Annotated in this window: 13 protein-coding genes; 1 reads left to right on the forward strand and 12 read right to left on the reverse strand. The window is 72.5% G+C overall.

Features of this window, described 5'->3' with window-relative positions; all coding sequences use genetic code 11:
- Positions 1-51: 51 nt before the first annotated feature.
- The 5 genes from QRY02_RS14850 to QRY02_RS14870 all read right to left on the reverse strand — a co-directional run bounded on the left by QRY02_RS14850 (position 52) and on the right by QRY02_RS14870 (position 4,932).
- Entirely contained in the window at positions 52-996 is a 945-nt protein-coding gene (locus tag QRY02_RS14850) for a DUF58 domain-containing protein (protein WP_285992106.1), read from the reverse strand.
- Between the two features lie 7 nt (positions 997-1,003).
- Positions 1,004-2,077 (reverse strand): AAA family ATPase, encoded by a 1,074-nt coding sequence (locus QRY02_RS14855; protein ID WP_043784031.1) that lies wholly within the window; start codon positions 2,075-2,077, stop codon positions 1,004-1,006.
- Positions 2,078-2,303: 226 nt separating this feature from the next.
- On the reverse strand, positions 2,304-2,849 hold the full coding sequence (gene mobA, locus QRY02_RS14860) for a molybdenum cofactor guanylyltransferase (RefSeq protein WP_285992107.1): 546 nt from the start codon (positions 2,847-2,849) through the stop codon (positions 2,304-2,306).
- A 9-nt stretch (positions 2,850-2,858) separates the two neighbouring features.
- The gene (locus tag QRY02_RS14865; protein WP_285992108.1) at positions 2,859-3,572 is read right to left on the reverse strand and encodes an SAM-dependent methyltransferase; all 714 of its coding nucleotides are present in this window, start codon (positions 3,570-3,572) and stop codon (positions 2,859-2,861) included.
- Positions 3,573-3,615: 43 nt separating this feature from the next.
- Positions 3,616-4,932: an NlpC/P60 family protein gene (locus QRY02_RS14870; protein ID WP_285992109.1), complete on the reverse strand. Its 1,317-nt coding sequence runs from the start codon at positions 4,930-4,932 to the stop codon at positions 3,616-3,618.
- A gap of 344 nt (positions 4,933-5,276) precedes the next feature.
- Between QRY02_RS14870 and QRY02_RS14875 the strand changes: the two genes are divergently transcribed.
- Positions 5,277-8,090: an aconitate hydratase gene (locus QRY02_RS14875; RefSeq protein WP_285992110.1), complete on the forward strand. Its 2,814-nt coding sequence runs from the start codon at positions 5,277-5,279 to the stop codon at positions 8,088-8,090.
- Between the two features lie 54 nt (positions 8,091-8,144).
- Here the strand turns inward: QRY02_RS14875 and QRY02_RS14880 are convergent, their stop codons facing one another.
- The 7 genes from QRY02_RS14880 to QRY02_RS14910 all read right to left on the reverse strand — a co-directional run bounded on the left by QRY02_RS14880 (position 8,145) and on the right by QRY02_RS14910 (position 15,610).
- On the reverse strand, positions 8,145-8,849 hold the full coding sequence (locus tag QRY02_RS14880; protein WP_285992111.1) for an MgtC/SapB family protein: 705 nt from the start codon (positions 8,847-8,849) through the stop codon (positions 8,145-8,147).
- Between the two features lie 212 nt (positions 8,850-9,061).
- Positions 9,062-10,657, reverse strand: coding sequence for an alpha/beta hydrolase (locus tag QRY02_RS14885; RefSeq protein WP_285993840.1), 1,596 nt, complete (start codon positions 10,655-10,657; stop codon positions 9,062-9,064).
- Positions 10,658-10,798: 141 nt separating this feature from the next.
- The gene (locus QRY02_RS14890; protein WP_285993841.1) at positions 10,799-11,227 is read right to left on the reverse strand and encodes a nitroreductase family deazaflavin-dependent oxidoreductase; all 429 of its coding nucleotides are present in this window, start codon (positions 11,225-11,227) and stop codon (positions 10,799-10,801) included.
- 46 nt (positions 11,228-11,273) lie between these two features.
- Positions 11,274-12,251 (reverse strand): L-histidine N(alpha)-methyltransferase, encoded by a 978-nt coding sequence (gene egtD, locus QRY02_RS14895; protein WP_285992112.1) that lies wholly within the window; start codon positions 12,249-12,251, stop codon positions 11,274-11,276.
- Positions 12,248-13,009, reverse strand: a complete 762-nt coding sequence (egtC, locus tag QRY02_RS14900) for an ergothioneine biosynthesis protein EgtC (protein ID WP_285992113.1) — start codon at positions 13,007-13,009, stop codon at positions 12,248-12,250. The genes egtD and egtC overlap by 4 nt, the downstream gene beginning before the upstream one ends.
- 4 nt (positions 13,010-13,013) lie before the next feature.
- Positions 13,014-14,351 carry an ergothioneine biosynthesis protein EgtB gene (gene egtB / locus QRY02_RS14905; RefSeq protein ID WP_285992114.1) on the reverse strand — a complete coding sequence of 446 codons (1,338 nt, stop codon included), beginning with the start codon at positions 14,349-14,351 and terminating at the stop codon, positions 13,014-13,016.
- Entirely contained in the window at positions 14,348-15,610 is a 1,263-nt protein-coding gene (locus QRY02_RS14910) for a glutamate-cysteine ligase family protein (RefSeq protein WP_285992115.1), read from the reverse strand. Before QRY02_RS14910 ends, egtB begins: the two co-directional genes overlap by 4 nt.
- Between the last annotated feature and the right edge of the window lie 43 nt (positions 15,611-15,653).

Genomic DNA, 15,653 nt, shown 5'->3' on the forward strand with positions numbered 1-15,653 from the left:
GTGCCGCCTGAGCCGGAAGCGCTGTGTTGAATGGTTCGGTCGCAAGCTCCCTCACGCCACACCCCCCGACCAGCGGCGCTTGCGGGCGACGACGAACCGCACCATGTCGGCGATCCAGTCGGCGTCCGTGCGCAGCGTCAGGTGGGCCGCACCCGCGCGCCGCAGACCCGCCGCCACCCGTTGCCGGTGGGCGTGGGCCGCGGCCCCGAACTCCTTGCGCAGCAAGGCCGAAGCGTGCACTTCGCGCTGTTTCCCTGTCTCCGGGTCGGCCAGCACGACGGTGCCCACCTCGGGCAGGTCGACGTCGCGCGGGTCGAGGACTTCGATCGCGATCAGTTCGTGGCGCCCGCCCAAGGCGCGCAGCGGCCGCTCCCAGGACGTATCGCCCAGGAAGTCGGAAATCACCACGGCCAGGCCACGCCGGCGCGGCGGGCGGCGCAGCGCTTCGAGGGCCTGGGCGAAGTCGCCCCGGGTGCCCTCGGCCGCGCGGGGGGTCTCGGCGAGCTTGCGCACCAGCCCGCGGGCGTGCGCCAGGCCGCCGCGCGCCGGGATGCGGGTCGTCTCGGCGCCGGTGGAGATCAGCCCGCCGATGCGGTTGCCGCCGCCTCCGGTGAGGTGGGCGACCGCCGCGACGGCGCAGACCACCAGGTCGCGCTTCTCGCACAGCGCGGTGCCGAAGTCGAGGCTCGCCGAAAGGTCGGCGACGATCCACGTCTCCAGCTCGCGATCGGCCACGGTCTCGCGGATGTGCGGGGTCGTGGTGCGGGCGGTGACCGCCCAGTCCATCCGGCGCACGTCGTCGCCGGGCTGGTACGGGCGGGCCTCGCCGGGCTCGGACCCCGGCCCCGGCACCAGGCCGAGGTGGTTGCCCTGCAGCAGCCCGTCGAGCCGGCGGCGGACGTCGAGCTCCAGCGTGCGGAGCCCGGCCTCCAAGCGGTCGCCGCGCAGGACCGGCGGCGCCCACGAAGGGCGCTGGCCCTTCTCGTTCTTCGCCATCGCCGGGTTACCTGACCGGCGCGCCCGCCGGGACCGGGCCGCCCTGGCCGGCCCCGCCCTGCGGCCGGGCCGAGACCTGCGGCAGCGGCACGGTCTGCAGCACGCGCGTGATGATGTGGTCGATCGGCACGCCGTCGGCCAGGGCGTCGTAGGACAGCACGAGCCGGTGGCGCAGCACGTCGGGGACGACGTCGACGACGTCCTGCGGCAGCACGTAGTCGCGGCCGCGGACCAGGGCCAGCGCCCGCGCGGCGGCGATGATGCCGAGGCTCGCGCGCGGCGAAGCGCCGTAGGAGACCCAGCCGGCGACGTCGGCGAGGCCGTGCTCGTTCGGCGTCCGGGTGGTCAGCACCAGCCGCACGACGTAGTCGACCAGCGCGTGGTGCACGAACACCTGCGACGCGACACCCTGCAGCCGGACGAGTTCGCCCGGGCTGAGCACCTCGTGCGGGGTGGGCGGGGTGACACCCATCCGGTAGATGATCTCGCGCTCCTCCTCGGCGGAGGGGTACTCGACGACGATCTTGAACAGGAACCGGTCGCGCTGCGCTTCCGGCAGCGGGTACACGCCCTCGTTCTCGATCGGGTTCTGCGTGGCGAGCACGAGGAACGGGTCGGGCATCGGGAACGTCTGGCCGCCGATCGACACGTGCCGCTCGGCCATCACCTCGAGCATCGCCGACTGGACCTTGGCGGGCGCGCGGTTGATCTCGTCGGCGAGCACGAAGTTCGCCACGACCGGGCCGAGCTCGACGTCGAAGCGCTCGGCGCCCTGGCGGTAGATCCGGGTGCCGAGGATGTCGGCGGGCACCAGGTCGGGGGTGAACTGCACGCGGGAGAACGAGCCGCCGACCACCCGGGCGAACGTCTCGACCGCGAGGGTCTTCGCCACGCCGGGCACGCCTTCGAGCAGCAGGTGGCCCTTGGCCAGCAGGCCGACCAGCATCCGCTCGACCAGGCGGTCCTGGCCGACGATGATCCGCTTGACCTCGAACACGGTCCGCTCCAGCAACTGGGCGTCCCGCGCCGGCGTCGCGGGCTGCTGCCCGTTCCCGCCCTCGGCGTAGCCGGGCTCGGTCACTCTGCCTCCTCGAAATCTCGTGCGCCGCCCCCGCGACGGTGATCACGCGGTGCGACCGTACTGCGCCCCCGGTCGTCCGTCTCATCCGGCACGCGGACGAACGCACTTGGCCCACGATCAGCCAACACGGTCACCGGTGTGGCACCTGTGAAGCCCCTGTCCGCCTCACCCGGCGATACCGCCGGCAGCGGAGCAAGACCGAGGCTCCCCGCGGGCCGGCGGTCGCTCAGCGATGCCGCTCGAGGTCCTCGGGCGTGTCGATGTCGTCGGCTTCGCCCCGTTCCGCCGGGACCTCGGCCACCGCCAGCCCGCCCAGGACGCGGCGCAGGGCCGCGTTCTCCGCCTGCTCCGGCACCGCCGCCCGCAGCGCCGGCAACCGCCAGGCACCCAGCAGCCACTGGCGCTCCCCCGCCGCGTCCACCAGGACCGCGCCGTCGCCGTCGCCGACGGCCGCCAGCAGCCTGTCCACTGTGGAGCGCCGGACGCCCGGGAGGTCGGCGGCCAGCACCACGACCGCCTCGACGTCGTCGGGCACGAACACCAGGCCCGCGGCCAGCGCCGCCACCGGGCCGGTGCCCGGGACCGGTTCGCGCGTCCACACGACGTCGAAGCCCGGCCGGCGCGGGCCGACCGCGATCACCCGTTCGGCGCCGTCGAGGGCGTGGATCGCGCGGGCCAGCAACGGTTTCCCGCCCACCGACAGCGCCGGCTTGTCCACACCGGACAGCCGGCGGGCCGAGCCACCGGCCACCACGATCCCCGCGTAGCGCACCGGGGCACCCTAGCGGCCCAGCACGAGGTAGGTGAAGCCCAGCACGTCCCGGTAGTCCCGGACGTACTGCCGCAACCGCCGATCGAGCCACTCCCGCACCCGGTCCGCCCGGGGGTCGGCCGGGTGCGCCACCAGCCACTCCGCCCAGCCGGCCCGCGAGGTCGACTCGAAATCGTCCCACTCCAGCCGGTCGGCGGTGCTGAAGTGCAGCACGCGCCAGCCGGCCCCCGCCGCGGCGTCGAGCAGGTCCGGCAGGGTCAGCAGGTCCGGGCCGAAGATCTCCCGCGCCGCCGGGCCGGGTGCCGCCGCCCAGAAGCCGTCGCCGTAGAGCAGCCGGCCGGACGGGCGCACCACGCGGGCGAGTGCTTCCAGCGCGGCCGTGGTCGAGCCGAAGATGTGGGCGGCCCCGACGCAGAACACCCGCTCGGCCGCAGCGTCCCAGGTCGCGGCGTCCGACTCGGTGAACTCCACCGCCAGGCCACGGGCCTCGGCCGCCGCCCGGCCGCGGCCGAGGCCGGTCACGTCGGTGTCGACGCCGGTCGCGCGCAGGCCCGGCGCCCGGGCGGCCGCCCGCAGCAGCAGCTCGCCCCAGCCGCAGCCGAGGTCGACGAGCCGTCCCTCGGCCAGCGCCATCCGGTCGAGCAGCAGTTCCGCGTGCGGCTCCGACAACGGCGTGTTCCAGCGCATCCGGGTGCGCCTCAGCGCGTTCAGTTCGTCGTCCACGCGGCCGATCTTCGCGACGGCCCCGGCCGCCGTCGAGCGAGTTTCAGCCGACCAGCCGCGTCGCGTACGGCATGATCCCGCCGTAGCGCACCGGGGCGACCCGGACCCGCAGGCCGGACTGCGGCGCCTCGACCACCTGCCCGCCGCCGAGGTAGAGCGCGACGTGGTGGATGCCGCCCGGGCCACCCCAGAACAGCAGGTCGCCGCGGCGCATCTGGGACAGCGGCACCTGCCGTCCCGACGAGTACTGGTAGCCGCTGTAGTGCGGCAGCGAGCGGACCCCGGCGAAGGCGTAGATCATCAGGCCGGAGCAGTCGAAGCCGATCTTGTTGTAGTCGCCGTAGCTGTCGGCGACGCCGCCGTCGCGGATGCCGCGGGTCGCCCCGCTCGCGTTGCCGCCGCCCCAGGCGTAGGGCAGCCCGAGCTTGGACAGCGCCCGCGCGATCACCGCCTCGATCGACGAGCCGGCCGGCCCCGACGGCGCCGGTCCGCCCGACGGACGGCCCCCGCCCCCGGCCGTGGCGGCGAGCGCGGCCTGACGCGCGCGTTCCTCGTCCTCGCGCTGTTTCTGGGCGAGCCAGTCCTGGTAGCGCTGCCGCTGCCCCTGCAGGCCGCTGACCTTGGCCTGGGCGGTGTAGAGCTGCTGCTCGACGTCGGCCTTGTTCTTCTCGAGCCGGGAGTTCTGAGCGGCCTGGCCGTCCTGCGCGCGCTCGGCGGTGGTCCGCGCGGCGTCGGCGCTGTTCTTCGCCCGGCGGGCGGCGTCCTGCTTCTGCTGGGCGATCTCGGCGGCCTTGCGGGCGGCGGCGTCCTTGTTGGACTTCTCGGTCTGCGCCTGCTGGAGCCGGTCGAGGGCGTTGAGCCGGTCGCCGCCCACGGCGTCGAGCAGCTGCGCGCGGGCGAGCATGTCCTTGGGGCTGTCCGCGCTCAGGTACGCCGAGAGCGAGCCGACCGTGCTGCCCTGCTGGAAGCTGGCGGCGGCGAAGGTCTTCAGGTCCGCCCGGGCCTGCTCGATGGCCGCCGCGGCCGCGTCCGCTTCGGTGCGCGCGGCCTTCGCGTCGTTCTCCGCCTGCGCGGCGTCGTCCTGCGCGGTCTGCAGGTCGACCAGCGCCTTGTTGGCCTGTTCCTGCTTGAGCTCGACGTCGTCCTGCAGCTGCGTGAGCTTCTGCTCGGCCTGGGCCAGCTGGTTGGTCAGCCGGCCGACCTCACCGGCCTTCGCGTTCGCGTCGGCCTTGCCGGCCTGGATCTCGGAGTCGCTGGGATTCGGCGGCGGCGGCGGTGCCGCGAGGCCCGTGCCCCCGGCGCCGAACAAGATCACCAGCGTGAGCGTGCTCACGCTGAGTCCCCGGCGGACGCGCGGCACTCTCGGACCCCCGCACCGTCCTAACAAGACCGCCACCTCCGCTCACCAGCGCACACCGCGTGTCACTGCAGTCACACCACTATCACAAGCCTCAGCGGAAACTTACACAACGTAGGCACCAATTCCCCTCATTGAGGGACCCCGGGATCAGATGGCGCAGCCCACACCGCGTGTCGTCTTGTCCGTCAAACAGGACAGGCGTACTGTTTGAGGCACCGCGAGGTGTGCCATCCCGCATCCGGTCCTACGGTGGGGGTGCGCAAGACTCGCCCCACCGAACCGACCGAACTGACCCGGGACTCCCCTGCCGCGACGGAGCGGCGTCCCCGCCACTGGAGTTAGACGTGACCTCACCCGCCAGCAAGGACAGCTTCGGCGCCAAAGACACGCTGAAGGTCGGCGACGCCTCGTACGAGGTGTTCCGCCTGAACAAGGTCGAGGGCGCCGAGCGGCTGCCCTACAGCCTGAAGATCCTGCTCGAGAACCTGCTGCGCACCGAGGACGGCGCGAACATCACCGCCGACCACATCCGCGCGCTCGGCTCCTGGGACCCGAACGCCGACCCGTCGATCGAAATCCAGTTCACGCCGGCCCGCGTGATCATGCAGGACTTCACCGGCGTCCCGTGCGTCGTCGACCTCGCCACCATGCGCGAAGCGGTCACCGACCTGGGCGGCGACCCCGACAAGGTCAACCCGCTGGCCCCGGCCGAGCTGGTCATCGACCACTCGGTGATCATCGACGTCTTCGGCCGCCCGGACGCCTTCGAGCGCAACGTCGAGATCGAGTACGAGCGCAACCGCGAGCGCTACCAGTTCCTGCGCTGGGGCCAGGGCGCCTTCGACGAGTTCAAGGTCGTCCCGCCGGGCACCGGCATCGTGCACCAGGTCAACATCGAGCACCTCGCGCGCACGGTGATGTCCCGGGGCGGCCAGGCCTACCCCGACTCCTGCGTCGGCACCGACTCGCACACCACCATGGTCAACGGCCTCGGCGTGCTGGGCTGGGGCGTCGGCGGCATCGAGGCCGAGGCGGCCATGCTGGGCCAGCCGGTGTCGATGCTCATCCCGCGCGTCGTCGGCTTCAGGCTCACCGGCGAGATCCCGGCCGGCGTCACCGCCACCGACGTCGTGCTCACCATCACCGAGATGCTGCGCCGCCACGGCGTCGTCGGCAAGTTCGTCGAGTTCTACGGCGAGAGCGTCGCCGAGGTGCCGCTGGCCAACCGCGCCACCATCGGCAACATGAGCCCGGAGTTCGGCTCGACCGCGGCGATCTTCCCGATCGACGAGGAGACCGTCCGCTACCTCAAGCTGACCGGCCGCTCGGCCGAGCAGGTCGCGCTGGTCGAGGCCTACGCGAAGGAGCAGGGCCTCTGGCACGACCCGTCGCGCGAGGCGGCCTACTCCGAGTACCTCGAGCTGGACCTGTCGACCGTCGTCCCGTCGATCGCCGGCCCGAAGCGCCCGCAGGACCGCATCGAGCTGACCGACGCGAAGTCGTCGTTCCGCAAGTCGATCCACGACTACGTGGACGGCGAAGACAACACGCCGCACACGAAGATGGACGAGGCTTCCGAGGAGTCGTTCCCGGCCAGTGACGCCCCGTCGCTGTCCTTCGCCGAAGACGACGCCGCCCCGGTCACCAGCTCGGCCGCGAACGGCGCGTCGGGCCGGCCGAGCAAGCCGGTCAAGGTCAGCACGTCGGACCGCGGCGAGTTCGTGCTCGACCACGGCGCCGTGGTGATCGCCTCGATCACCTCCTGCACCAACACCTCGAACCCGTCGGTCATGCTCGGCGCCGCGCTGCTCGCGCGCAACGCCGTGGACAAGGGCCTCGCGGTCAAGCCGTGGGTGAAGACGTCGATGGCGCCGGGCTCGCAGGTCGTCACCGACTACTACACCAAGGCCAACCTGTGGCCGTACCTGGAGAAGCTGGGCTACCACCTGGTCGGCTACGGCTGCACCACGTGCATCGGCAACTCCGGCCCGCTCTCGGACGAGATCTCCGCGGCGATCCAGGAGAACGACCTCACCGCGGTCTCGGTGCTCTCGGGCAACCGGAACTTCGAGGGCCGGATCAACCCCGACGTCAAGATGAACTACCTCGCGTCGCCGCCGCTGGTCATCGCCTACGCGCTGGCCGGCACGATGGACTTCGACTTCGCGAACCAGCCGCTGGGCCAGGACACGCAGGGCAACGACGTCTTCCTGAAGGACATCTGGCCGACGGCCAAGGAAATCCAGGAGACCATCGACCACGCGATCACGCAGGAGATGTTCACCAAGGACTACGCGGACGTCTTCGACGGCGGCGAGCGCTGGAAGTCGCTGCCCACCCCGGAGGGCAAGACCTTCGAGTGGGACCTCGAGTCCACCTACGTGCGGAAGCCCCCGTACTTCGAGGGCATGACGCCGGAGCCGGCCCCGGTCACCGACATCACCGGCGCGCGCGTGCTGGCGAAGCTGGGCGACTCGGTCACCACCGACCACATCTCCCCCGCCGGCGCGATCAAGCCGGGCACCCCGGCCGCGCAGTACCTCACCGAGCACGGCGTGGAGAAGAAGGACTTCAACTCCTACGGCTCCCGGCGCGGCAACCACGAGGTGATGATCCGCGGCACGTTCGCGAACATCCGGCTGCGCAACCAGCTCCTCGACGACGTGCAGGGCGGCTACACCCGCGACTTCACGCAAGAGGGCGCGCCCCAGGCGTTCATCTACGACGCGGCGCAGAACTACGCGAAGCAGGGCACCCCGCTGGTCGTGCTGGGCGGCAAGGAGTACGGCTCGGGCTCGTCGCGTGACTGGGCGGCCAAGGGCACCTCGCTGCTGGGCGTGCGCGCGGTGATCACCGAGTCGTTCGAGCGCATCCACCGCTCGAACCTGATCGGCATGGGCGTCATCCCGCTGCAGTTCCCGGCGGGCGAGTCGGCCTCGTCGCTCGGCCTCGACGGCACCGAGACGTTCGACATCGCGGGCATCACGGCGCTGAACGAGGGTTCGACGCCCCGCACGGTGCACGTCACCGCTACCAAGGCGGACGGCACCAAGGTGGAGTTCGATGCGGACGTCCGCATCGACACGCCGGGCGAGGCGGACTACTACCGCAACGGCGGCATCCTGCAGTACGTGCTGCGGAAGATGACGCAGGCGTAAGGGTTTCCGCGGTTCGGAGGGCCTCCCCGCTCGCTCGAGCGGGGAGGCTCTTTCCTATGCCGGTACGGCTTCCCAGCGCACGCTCGACACCGAAGGCTCCAGCGAAAGCCGCGACACCGCGGCCTCCATCTGGGCGTCGTCGCGCTGGTCGCCGACCAGCTCCGCCCGCACCTCGACCGTGTGGTCCGCCCGGTCGGTGCTCAGCACCGACAGCAGCCGGAAGTCCGTGCGGGTCAACGACTGCACGAGCAACGCCCGCACGTGCGCTTCCGTCGCGTCGCGCGTGACGGCCTGGAACGCGTACCTCGTCGGCGTCTCGTCCCCGGCGTCCGGGCGGCGGTCCACCGCGCGGCCGAGCGGGCGCAGCACCACGTTCACCCCGACCACGACGGCGGTCCCGGCCGCCGCGACCGCGTACAGCCCGGCTCCGGCGAGGGCGCCGACCGCGGCCGAGCACCAGAGCGTCGCGGCGGTGTTGAGGCCCCGGACGTTGAGGCCGTCCCGCATGATGACCCCGGCGCCGAGGAACCCGATGCCCGAGACGATCTGGGCGGCCACCCGGGTCGGGTCGGCGTCACCGCTCGAGGCCAGCCCGCCGAAACCGTGGGCGGACAGCAGCACGAACAGCGTCGCGCCGACGGCGACGAGGGCGTTGGTGCGCAGCCCGGCCATCCGGGCGCGGAACTGGCGCTCGACCCCGATGACGGCACCGAGGCCGACGCCGGCACCCACGCGCAGCAGCATTTCGAAGATGGTCATTTCCGGCTCTTTTCCGGCGTGCGCGCACTGCCGGACAGGGGACGGTGCGAGCTCAGCCCCGCCGGAAACCTCCGGTGAGCGCGCGCCCGGCCGTCCGAGAACTGTCCGCTGGCATGTGCCGCTCACCTCGCTTCCCGTGTTCGTCGATGATCAACCCGGCCAGCGTAGCCGGTCCCGCGGCCCGGGGAAGGGCCGCGGGACCGGGTTCACACTCAGAACGGCTGGACGTTCGGCTGGAACACCTGCCCGTTCGCCGGCACCTTGAGATCGGTCAGGTAGTCGGCCACGGCCTGGTCGACGCCGAGAGCGTCGCCCAGGATGCAGTGGCCGAACGCGTCGACCGACAGCAGGCGGGTGTTGCCGAGCTCGGCCGCCATCCGCTGGGCGAACTTGTACTGCGTCGCCGGGTCGTAGTAGTTGCCGACCACGACCACCGGCACGTCGGTCTTGGCCTGCCACGGGCCGCGGTAGACGTCCGGCCGCTTCGCCGGCCACACCGGGCAGGCCGCCGTGTCGGCGAACGCCTGGTACCGGCCGAAGGTGCGCGATTCGCGCTCCCACTTCGCGGCGATGCCCGGCACCTGCTCCTGGTTGATCCGGAACGGCTTGTCGGAGCAGTTGACGGCGAAGTACGAGTCGTCGCTGGTGTACGGGCTGTCCGGGTTCTGGTCGGCCAGGCCCTGCTTGCCCGCGGTGAGCGCCTGCATCGGCTTGGCCTGCAGGGTCTGGGCCTGCGCCCCCGCCGGGTGGATGACGGTGTAGAGCGCCTGCAGGTCCTCGGCCAGGGCGGCGAACCGCGCCGGGGAGTACAGGGCGCTCGAAACCCCGCCGGTGAACCGGCTGATGTCGATCGGGTCGGCGGCCGGGAGCGTGATGGGCTGCTTGCGCAGGTACTCCCGCAGCTCGTCGAACTTCGCCCGCGGGTTGCCGTCGCTGAAGGCGCACTTCGCGCCCGCCTGGTCACAGCGCTTCAGGAACCCGTCCAGCGCGATTTCGAACCCCTGCGCGCGCTCGCGGTCGTACTCGACGCCGTCGCTGGTGCGCAGCGCCGGGTCGACGTTGCCGTCGATCACGATCGCTCGCGACTGCTTCGGGAACATCGACGTGTACGTCGAGCCGATCAGCGTCCCGTACGAGAAGCCGACGTAGGTCAGCTTCTGGTCGCCGACCGCCGCACGCAGCGTGTCGAGGTCGCGCACGACGTCCTTGGTGGACATGTGGTTGAGCAGCGAGCCCGCGTTGTTCCTGCAGAACCGGCCGTAGTCGCGGTAGCCGGTTAGGGTTCCCGAAATTTCGGCGCGAGACAGCGGCACGCCGACAAGGGCGCTGAAGACCTCGTCCGCGTCCTCCTGCGTGGTGAAGCAGCGCAGCGGGTTGCTCTCGCCGACCCCGCGCGGGTCGAAACCGATCAGGTCGAAGCGGTCGAGCACCTGCGGCTGGAAGTAGTACTGGCCGCCGATCGGCATCGTCAGGCCCGAGCCGCCGGGGCCGCCGGGGTTGAGGAACAGCGAACCGACACGCTTGCCGGGCGTGCGGGCGGCTCGCTTGAGCAAGGCGATGTCGATGGTGCCCAGCGAGGCGTTGTCGTGGTCGATGGGGACGCGGTAGCGCGCGCAGCTGTAGAACCGGACCTGGTCCGCGGGCACGCCGGCGAGGGTGTCGCTCGAGCAGGTGCCCCAGGCGACCGCGGGGGTCGCGCCGACGACGGCGGGCTTGACCGCCGATTCTTCGGCCGCGGTAGCGGTCCCGGCCGGGCCGGCCAGTCCCACGCCGGCCACGAGCGCCCCCGCCAGTGCGAATGCCCGCACCCGGCTCTGTGTGGATCTCGGCAAGACGGTTCCTCCCTAGGTGACGCTTGCACGCAGCGCCGCGAGATCACGACGTCACGGCGCGTTACCCGGGTGAGACTGGCACAAATCGGTGAATCCCGGCACCGGCCGAACGGATGGTCAGAACTTCTCGGCCACCCGCGTGAGGACGAAGACCGGCAACGGCCGGGCGGCCTCGCGCCGCTCCATCGCATACCCCGGCCAGAACGCGAGCAGCTCGTCCCACATCCGCTCGTATTCCTCGCCGCGCAGCTCCCGCGCGAGGACGTCGACCGGCCTGCCCGCCAGCGCCACCTCGCAGCGGGGGTTCGCCCGCAGGTTGAGCGCCCACGCCGGATCGTGTGGACGGCCCCAGTTGGACGCCGTCAGCACGAAGTCGCCCTCGCGCGGGTAGTAGAGCAGGTTGGTGCTGCGGGGCAGCCCGCTCTTGCGTCCGGTGGTGGTGAGGCGCAGCGACGGCAGCCCGGCGAGCGCCACGAGGCTCACCCGGCCGCCGAACGCCTTGTGCAGTTTCTTGTCCGCCCACACGACGAAGCGGGCCGTGCGCATCAGCCACGGTCTCGTGCCGGCGGCCCGGGCGAGGGCCCGGAGAGGATTAGCCACGCACGGATCTTGCCAGGCTCACCCCGAACCGCTGCTGGGAGTCGGTCCACCAGTGCTCGAGGGCGAACCCGGCCGCGGCCAGCTCGGCCTCGACGCCGCTCGGGCGGAACTTGGCGGAGATCTCCGTCCGGATGTGCTCCCCGGCGGCGAAGATCACCGTGAGGTCCGCGCCGGGGATCTCGACGGTCAGCTCGCGGCGGGCCCGCAGGCGCATCTCGATCCACTCGTTCTCCGCGTCCCAGTGCGAGACGTGGTCGAACTCGTCGGGGTCGAAGTTCGCACCGAGGCGGGCGTTGATCACCCGCAGCACGTTCTTGTCGAATTCCGCCGTGACGCCGGCCGCGTCGTCGTAGGCGCGTTCGAGGATCCGTGAGTCCTTGACCAGGTCGGTGCCGAGCAGCAGCCACTCCCCCTCGTCCAGGACCGCCCGGACCGAGCGGAGGAAGGCCGCTCGCTCGGCGGGGAGGAAGTTGCCGATCGTGCCGCCGAGGAAGGCCACCACCCGCGGCTGGCCGTCGGGCAGCAGGTCCAGGTGCTGGGTGAAGTCGCCGACGACCCCGCGAACCGTCAGGCCCGGGTAGTCCTTCGAGATCGCTTCGGCGGCCTCGGCCAGCGCGGATTCGGACACGTCGAGCGGGACGAACGCCTCCAGGGTGCCGTGCGCGGTGAGCGCGTCGAGCAGGAGCCGGGTCTTCTCGCTCGACCCCGAGCCGAGTTCGACGAGCGTGTGCGCGCCGGTCAGCTCCGCGACGTCGCCGGCGTGCGCGGCCAGCACCTCGCGCTCGCTGCGGGTCGGGTAGTACTCCGGCAGCTGGGTGATCTTCTCGAACAGCTCGCTGCCGTCGGCGTCGTAGAACCACTTGGGCGGCAGCCACTTCTGCTCCGCGGTCAGCCCGGCGACGACGTCGGCGCGCAGTTCCGCGGTGACGGCGTCGCCGGAGCGGTGGTGGTCGAGATCGACTTCGGTCATGACAGGGTGCCTTCCGGGGTCAGGGGAAGCAGGTCGACGCCGGCCGCGGTGGCGCGCACGGCGTGGTGGTCCGGGACGGGTCGCCAGCGCGGGTCGCCGTCGAGGGGTTCGGACGCCAGCAGCACGCCGGCCGGGGTCTCCAGCACGGACAACGCGTGCGTCCAGGTCGTGCCGATCAGCGTTTCGCCGTCGGTGAGCAGGAAGTTGAGCCGGGAGCCGGGCGCGGCCGCCTCGACGGCGGCGCTCAGCGCCGCCACCGCCGTCAGCGGGTCCTCCCCCGTGGCCAGCCGGGCCCGCAGCAGGGCCCAGAGCACGGCCGAATCCGTCGGCGCCTCCAGCGTCAGCAGTTCGGTGACCGGCAGGGTCTTGGCCAGTTCGGCCAGCGAGTCCGGGTAGCCCCGGACGACGCCGTTGTGGCTGAACAGCCAGGGGCCGGCGGTGAACGGCGCCGCGGCCGCCTCGGTCACCGGCAGGCCGGTGGTGCCGTTGCGGACCGCGGCGACGAACGCCCCCGCGGTCACCGCCGCGGCCAGCGACGGCAGCGTCTCATCCGTCCACAGTGGAGTCGAACGCCGGTGGCGCAGCGGCGGCGAGCCCGGGCCGGGGTACCAGCCCAGCCCGAACCCGTCGGCGTTCACCGAGCCGCCGCCGCGCATGTCCGCCGGCGCGTAGGACTGCACCAGCAGGGAATGCGGGGCGCGGAAGAGCACCTCGGCGGGCGAAAGCGGCTCGCCGAGGTAGCCGATGTGGCGGCACATGCGCCTACCCCACCTCGCCGGGTGGCGCGTCGCGGGCGGTGCGGAAGCCGGCGAAGATCTGCCGCCGGATCGGGTAGTCCCAGTTGCGGAACGTCCCCCGGATCGCCGCGGAGTCCGTGCCGAACGACCCGCCGCGCAGCACCTTGTGCTCCGGGCCGAAGAACACCTCGGAGTACTCCCGGTACGGGAAGGGCGCGAAGCCCGGGTAGCCGTGGAAATCGGTCGAAGTCCACTCCCAGACGTCGCCGATCAGCTGGTGCACGCCGGTCGGTGACGCGCCGGCCGGGTACGCCCCCGCCGGCGCCGGGCGCAGATGCCGCTGGCCGAGGTTGGCTTGCTCTGGGCCCGGTTCCTCGTCGCCCCAGGGGAACCGGCGCGACCGGCCGGTCGCCGGGTCGAACCGCGCCGCCTTCTCCCACTCCGCCTCGGTCGGCAGCCGCCGCCCGGCCCACGCCGCGTAGGCCTCGGCCTCGTAGTAGGAGACGTGCACGACCGGTTCGTCGGCGGGAATCCGCTCGTACACGCCGAAGCGGGTCCGCCACCAGCCGTCCTGCTCCCGCTTCCAGAACCTCGGCGCGGTGATGCCGTTGTCCTGCCGGTAGGCCCAGCCGGCCGGGCTCCACCACTGCCGGTCGTCGTAGCCGCCGCCGTCGAGGAATTCGACGTAGGCGGCGCACGTCACCGGCACCGTGTCCATCCAGAACGCGTCGACGGCGATCTCGTGCGCCGGGCGCTCGTTGTCCAACGCCCACGGCTCGGCCGACGTGCCCATCGTGAAGGCACCGCCGGGCACCAGGACCTCGGCCGGCAGCGCACCCGACCGCGCGGGCGGCGGCTCGGGCGCGTGCAGCACCGGGTCGCCCTTGCGCAGCTGGTGGGTGGCCAGCATCGTCTCGTCGTGCTGCTGCTCGTGCTGGGTGATCATGCCGAACGCGAACGCCTGCTCGGTCAGCCGCCGCCCCTCCATCGGCGCGTGTTCCAGCACGTCGAAGGCCTTCTCGCGGACCTGCTTGACGTACGCGCGGGCCTCGGCCGGCCCGAGCAGCGGCAGTTCCGGCCGGTCGGCGCGGGCGTGCTGGAAGGCGTCGTAGATGTCGTCGATGTCCGGCCGCAGCGGCTCGCGGCCGCCGACGTCCCGGACCAGCCACAGCTCCTCCTGGACGCCGATGTGCGCCAGGTCCCAGACCAGCGGCGACATCAGCTTCGAATGCTGGCGGACCAGGTCCTCGTCGTCGACCGCGTCGGTCAGCGCGACGCTGCGCGCCCGCGCCCTCGTCAGTGCTTCGGCCGCCCGGGCACGCAGGTCCTGCGCGCTCAGGTCACCCAGTGCTTCCGTGCTCATCCTTCGCTCCTCGATCGGTACGCGCGCGCCTGCACGCTCTCGCTGATCTCGGTGATCGACGCCTCCGCCAGCCCGGTCGCGGCCAGCTCGGCGCAGCCGAGGTCGGCCAGCACCGCGGCGGCGGCCGCCAGCTCCGGGTCGGCCAGGCCGCGCCGCGCCGCCGTGGTCCACCTGCCGCCGACCGGCGCGCAGATCTCGCGCACCTTCTCGACGGTGGCCGGCCGGGCGAGCAGGGCGGCCACCAGGGCCACCGGCGCCAGCCACTCCTCCGGCGGTTGCGCGTCGAGGTACCGGATCTCCAGGTACCCCTGCGGGCGGACCGGCGTGAACATGGTCGTGAGGTGGTAGTCGAGGTCGGCCACCGTCGGCCTCGGCAGCAGGGCGGCCGCACCCCGGCCGTCGATCCAGTCGGCGAACGTCAGCCCGTCGGGGGCGTCCCACGGCCGGTCGCCGCGGGGCAGCACCATCAGGGGGACGTCCATCAGGCGCCCGGCCCACGCGGCGGCCGGGTCATCGCCCGTGACGGCGGCCGTGCGCGTGCGCACCGCCTCCGTGTCGTGCACCGCCAGCCAGCGGGCCGAGGCGTGTCCCGTGTCCCGTCCGGCGTGGACGCGGGCGTTGGCGAAGAGGGCGAGCAGGGGCGGGCCCATCGCGTGCGCGGCCGCCCACCGCGCGGCGTAGTGCTCGGGCTCCCCCGCGTCGACGCAGACCTGCAGGCCGGCGGTGCTGCACATCATCGTGAGGCCGCCGGGACCGATCGGCGCGAACCGGCGCTCCATCGCCGCGTAGCGCGGGGTGTGGAGGAGCCGGCGGGGCGCCCGGTGGGCGTCGATGCCCGTTTCGCCCAGCACGAGGCCGTGCCGGGCGAGGCGGTCGCGCAGGTGGTGGAGGTCGGCTGTCACGGCTGCGTCGAGTTCACGCAGGGAGGCCTGGGGAAGAGCGGAGATCTCGACCTGGCACCCGGGTTCGAGGCTCACGGGCGAGCCGGCCGGGAGCGGCGAGGCGGGGCTGTCGGGGCGGAGCGTCCGCGGGGTGTGCGGACCCAGCGCCGTGGCGAGGACGTCGGGATCGAGGGGTCTTGCCGGGTCGTCGGCATGGTGCACGGTGAACTCCAGCTCCACGCCGGTCAGGCGGGGTGGCCCGTGCTTGAAACACACCGATGCGACGTACGCCTCGCCGGCCGCGCGGTCCGCCAGGACCCGCGCGGTGCGGTTCGACGCACTACCCGACTTCTCGGGGAAATCGTGCACCGCTTGCATGTCCGTTCCTGTTCCGTTCGGGAGAGGACTGGGGGAACTTCTC

The organism is Amycolatopsis sp. DG1A-15b (assembly GCF_030285645.1).
Taxonomy (GTDB): Bacteria; Actinomycetota; Actinomycetes; order Mycobacteriales; family Pseudonocardiaceae; genus Amycolatopsis.

What these genes read in the sequence shown, in the direction of transcription:
- QRY02_RS14850 (WP_285992106.1), bottom strand. Translation starts at nt 996, where the DNA reads ATGGCGAAGAACGAGAAGGGCCAGCGCCCTTCGTGGGCGCCGCCGGTC.
- QRY02_RS14910 (WP_285992115.1), bottom strand. Translation starts at nt 15,610, where the DNA reads ATGCAAGCGGTGCACGATTTCCCCGAGAAGTCGGGTAGTGCGTCGAAC.
- egtD (WP_285992112.1), bottom strand. Translation starts at nt 12,251, where the DNA reads ATGACCGAAGTCGATCTCGACCACCACCGCTCCGGCGACGCCGTCACC.
- QRY02_RS14880 (WP_285992111.1), bottom strand. Translation starts at nt 8,849, where the DNA reads ATGACCATCTTCGAAATGCTGCTGCGCGTGGGTGCCGGCGTCGGCCTC.
- egtB (WP_285992114.1), bottom strand. Translation starts at nt 14,351, where the DNA reads ATGAGCACGGAAGCACTGGGTGACCTGAGCGCGCAGGACCTGCGTGCC.
- QRY02_RS14890 (WP_285993841.1), bottom strand. Translation starts at nt 11,227, where the DNA reads ATGCGCACGGCCCGCTTCGTCGTGTGGGCGGACAAGAAACTGCACAAG.
- egtC (WP_285992113.1), bottom strand. Translation starts at nt 13,009, where the DNA reads ATGTGCCGCCACATCGGCTACCTCGGCGAGCCGCTTTCGCCCGCCGAG.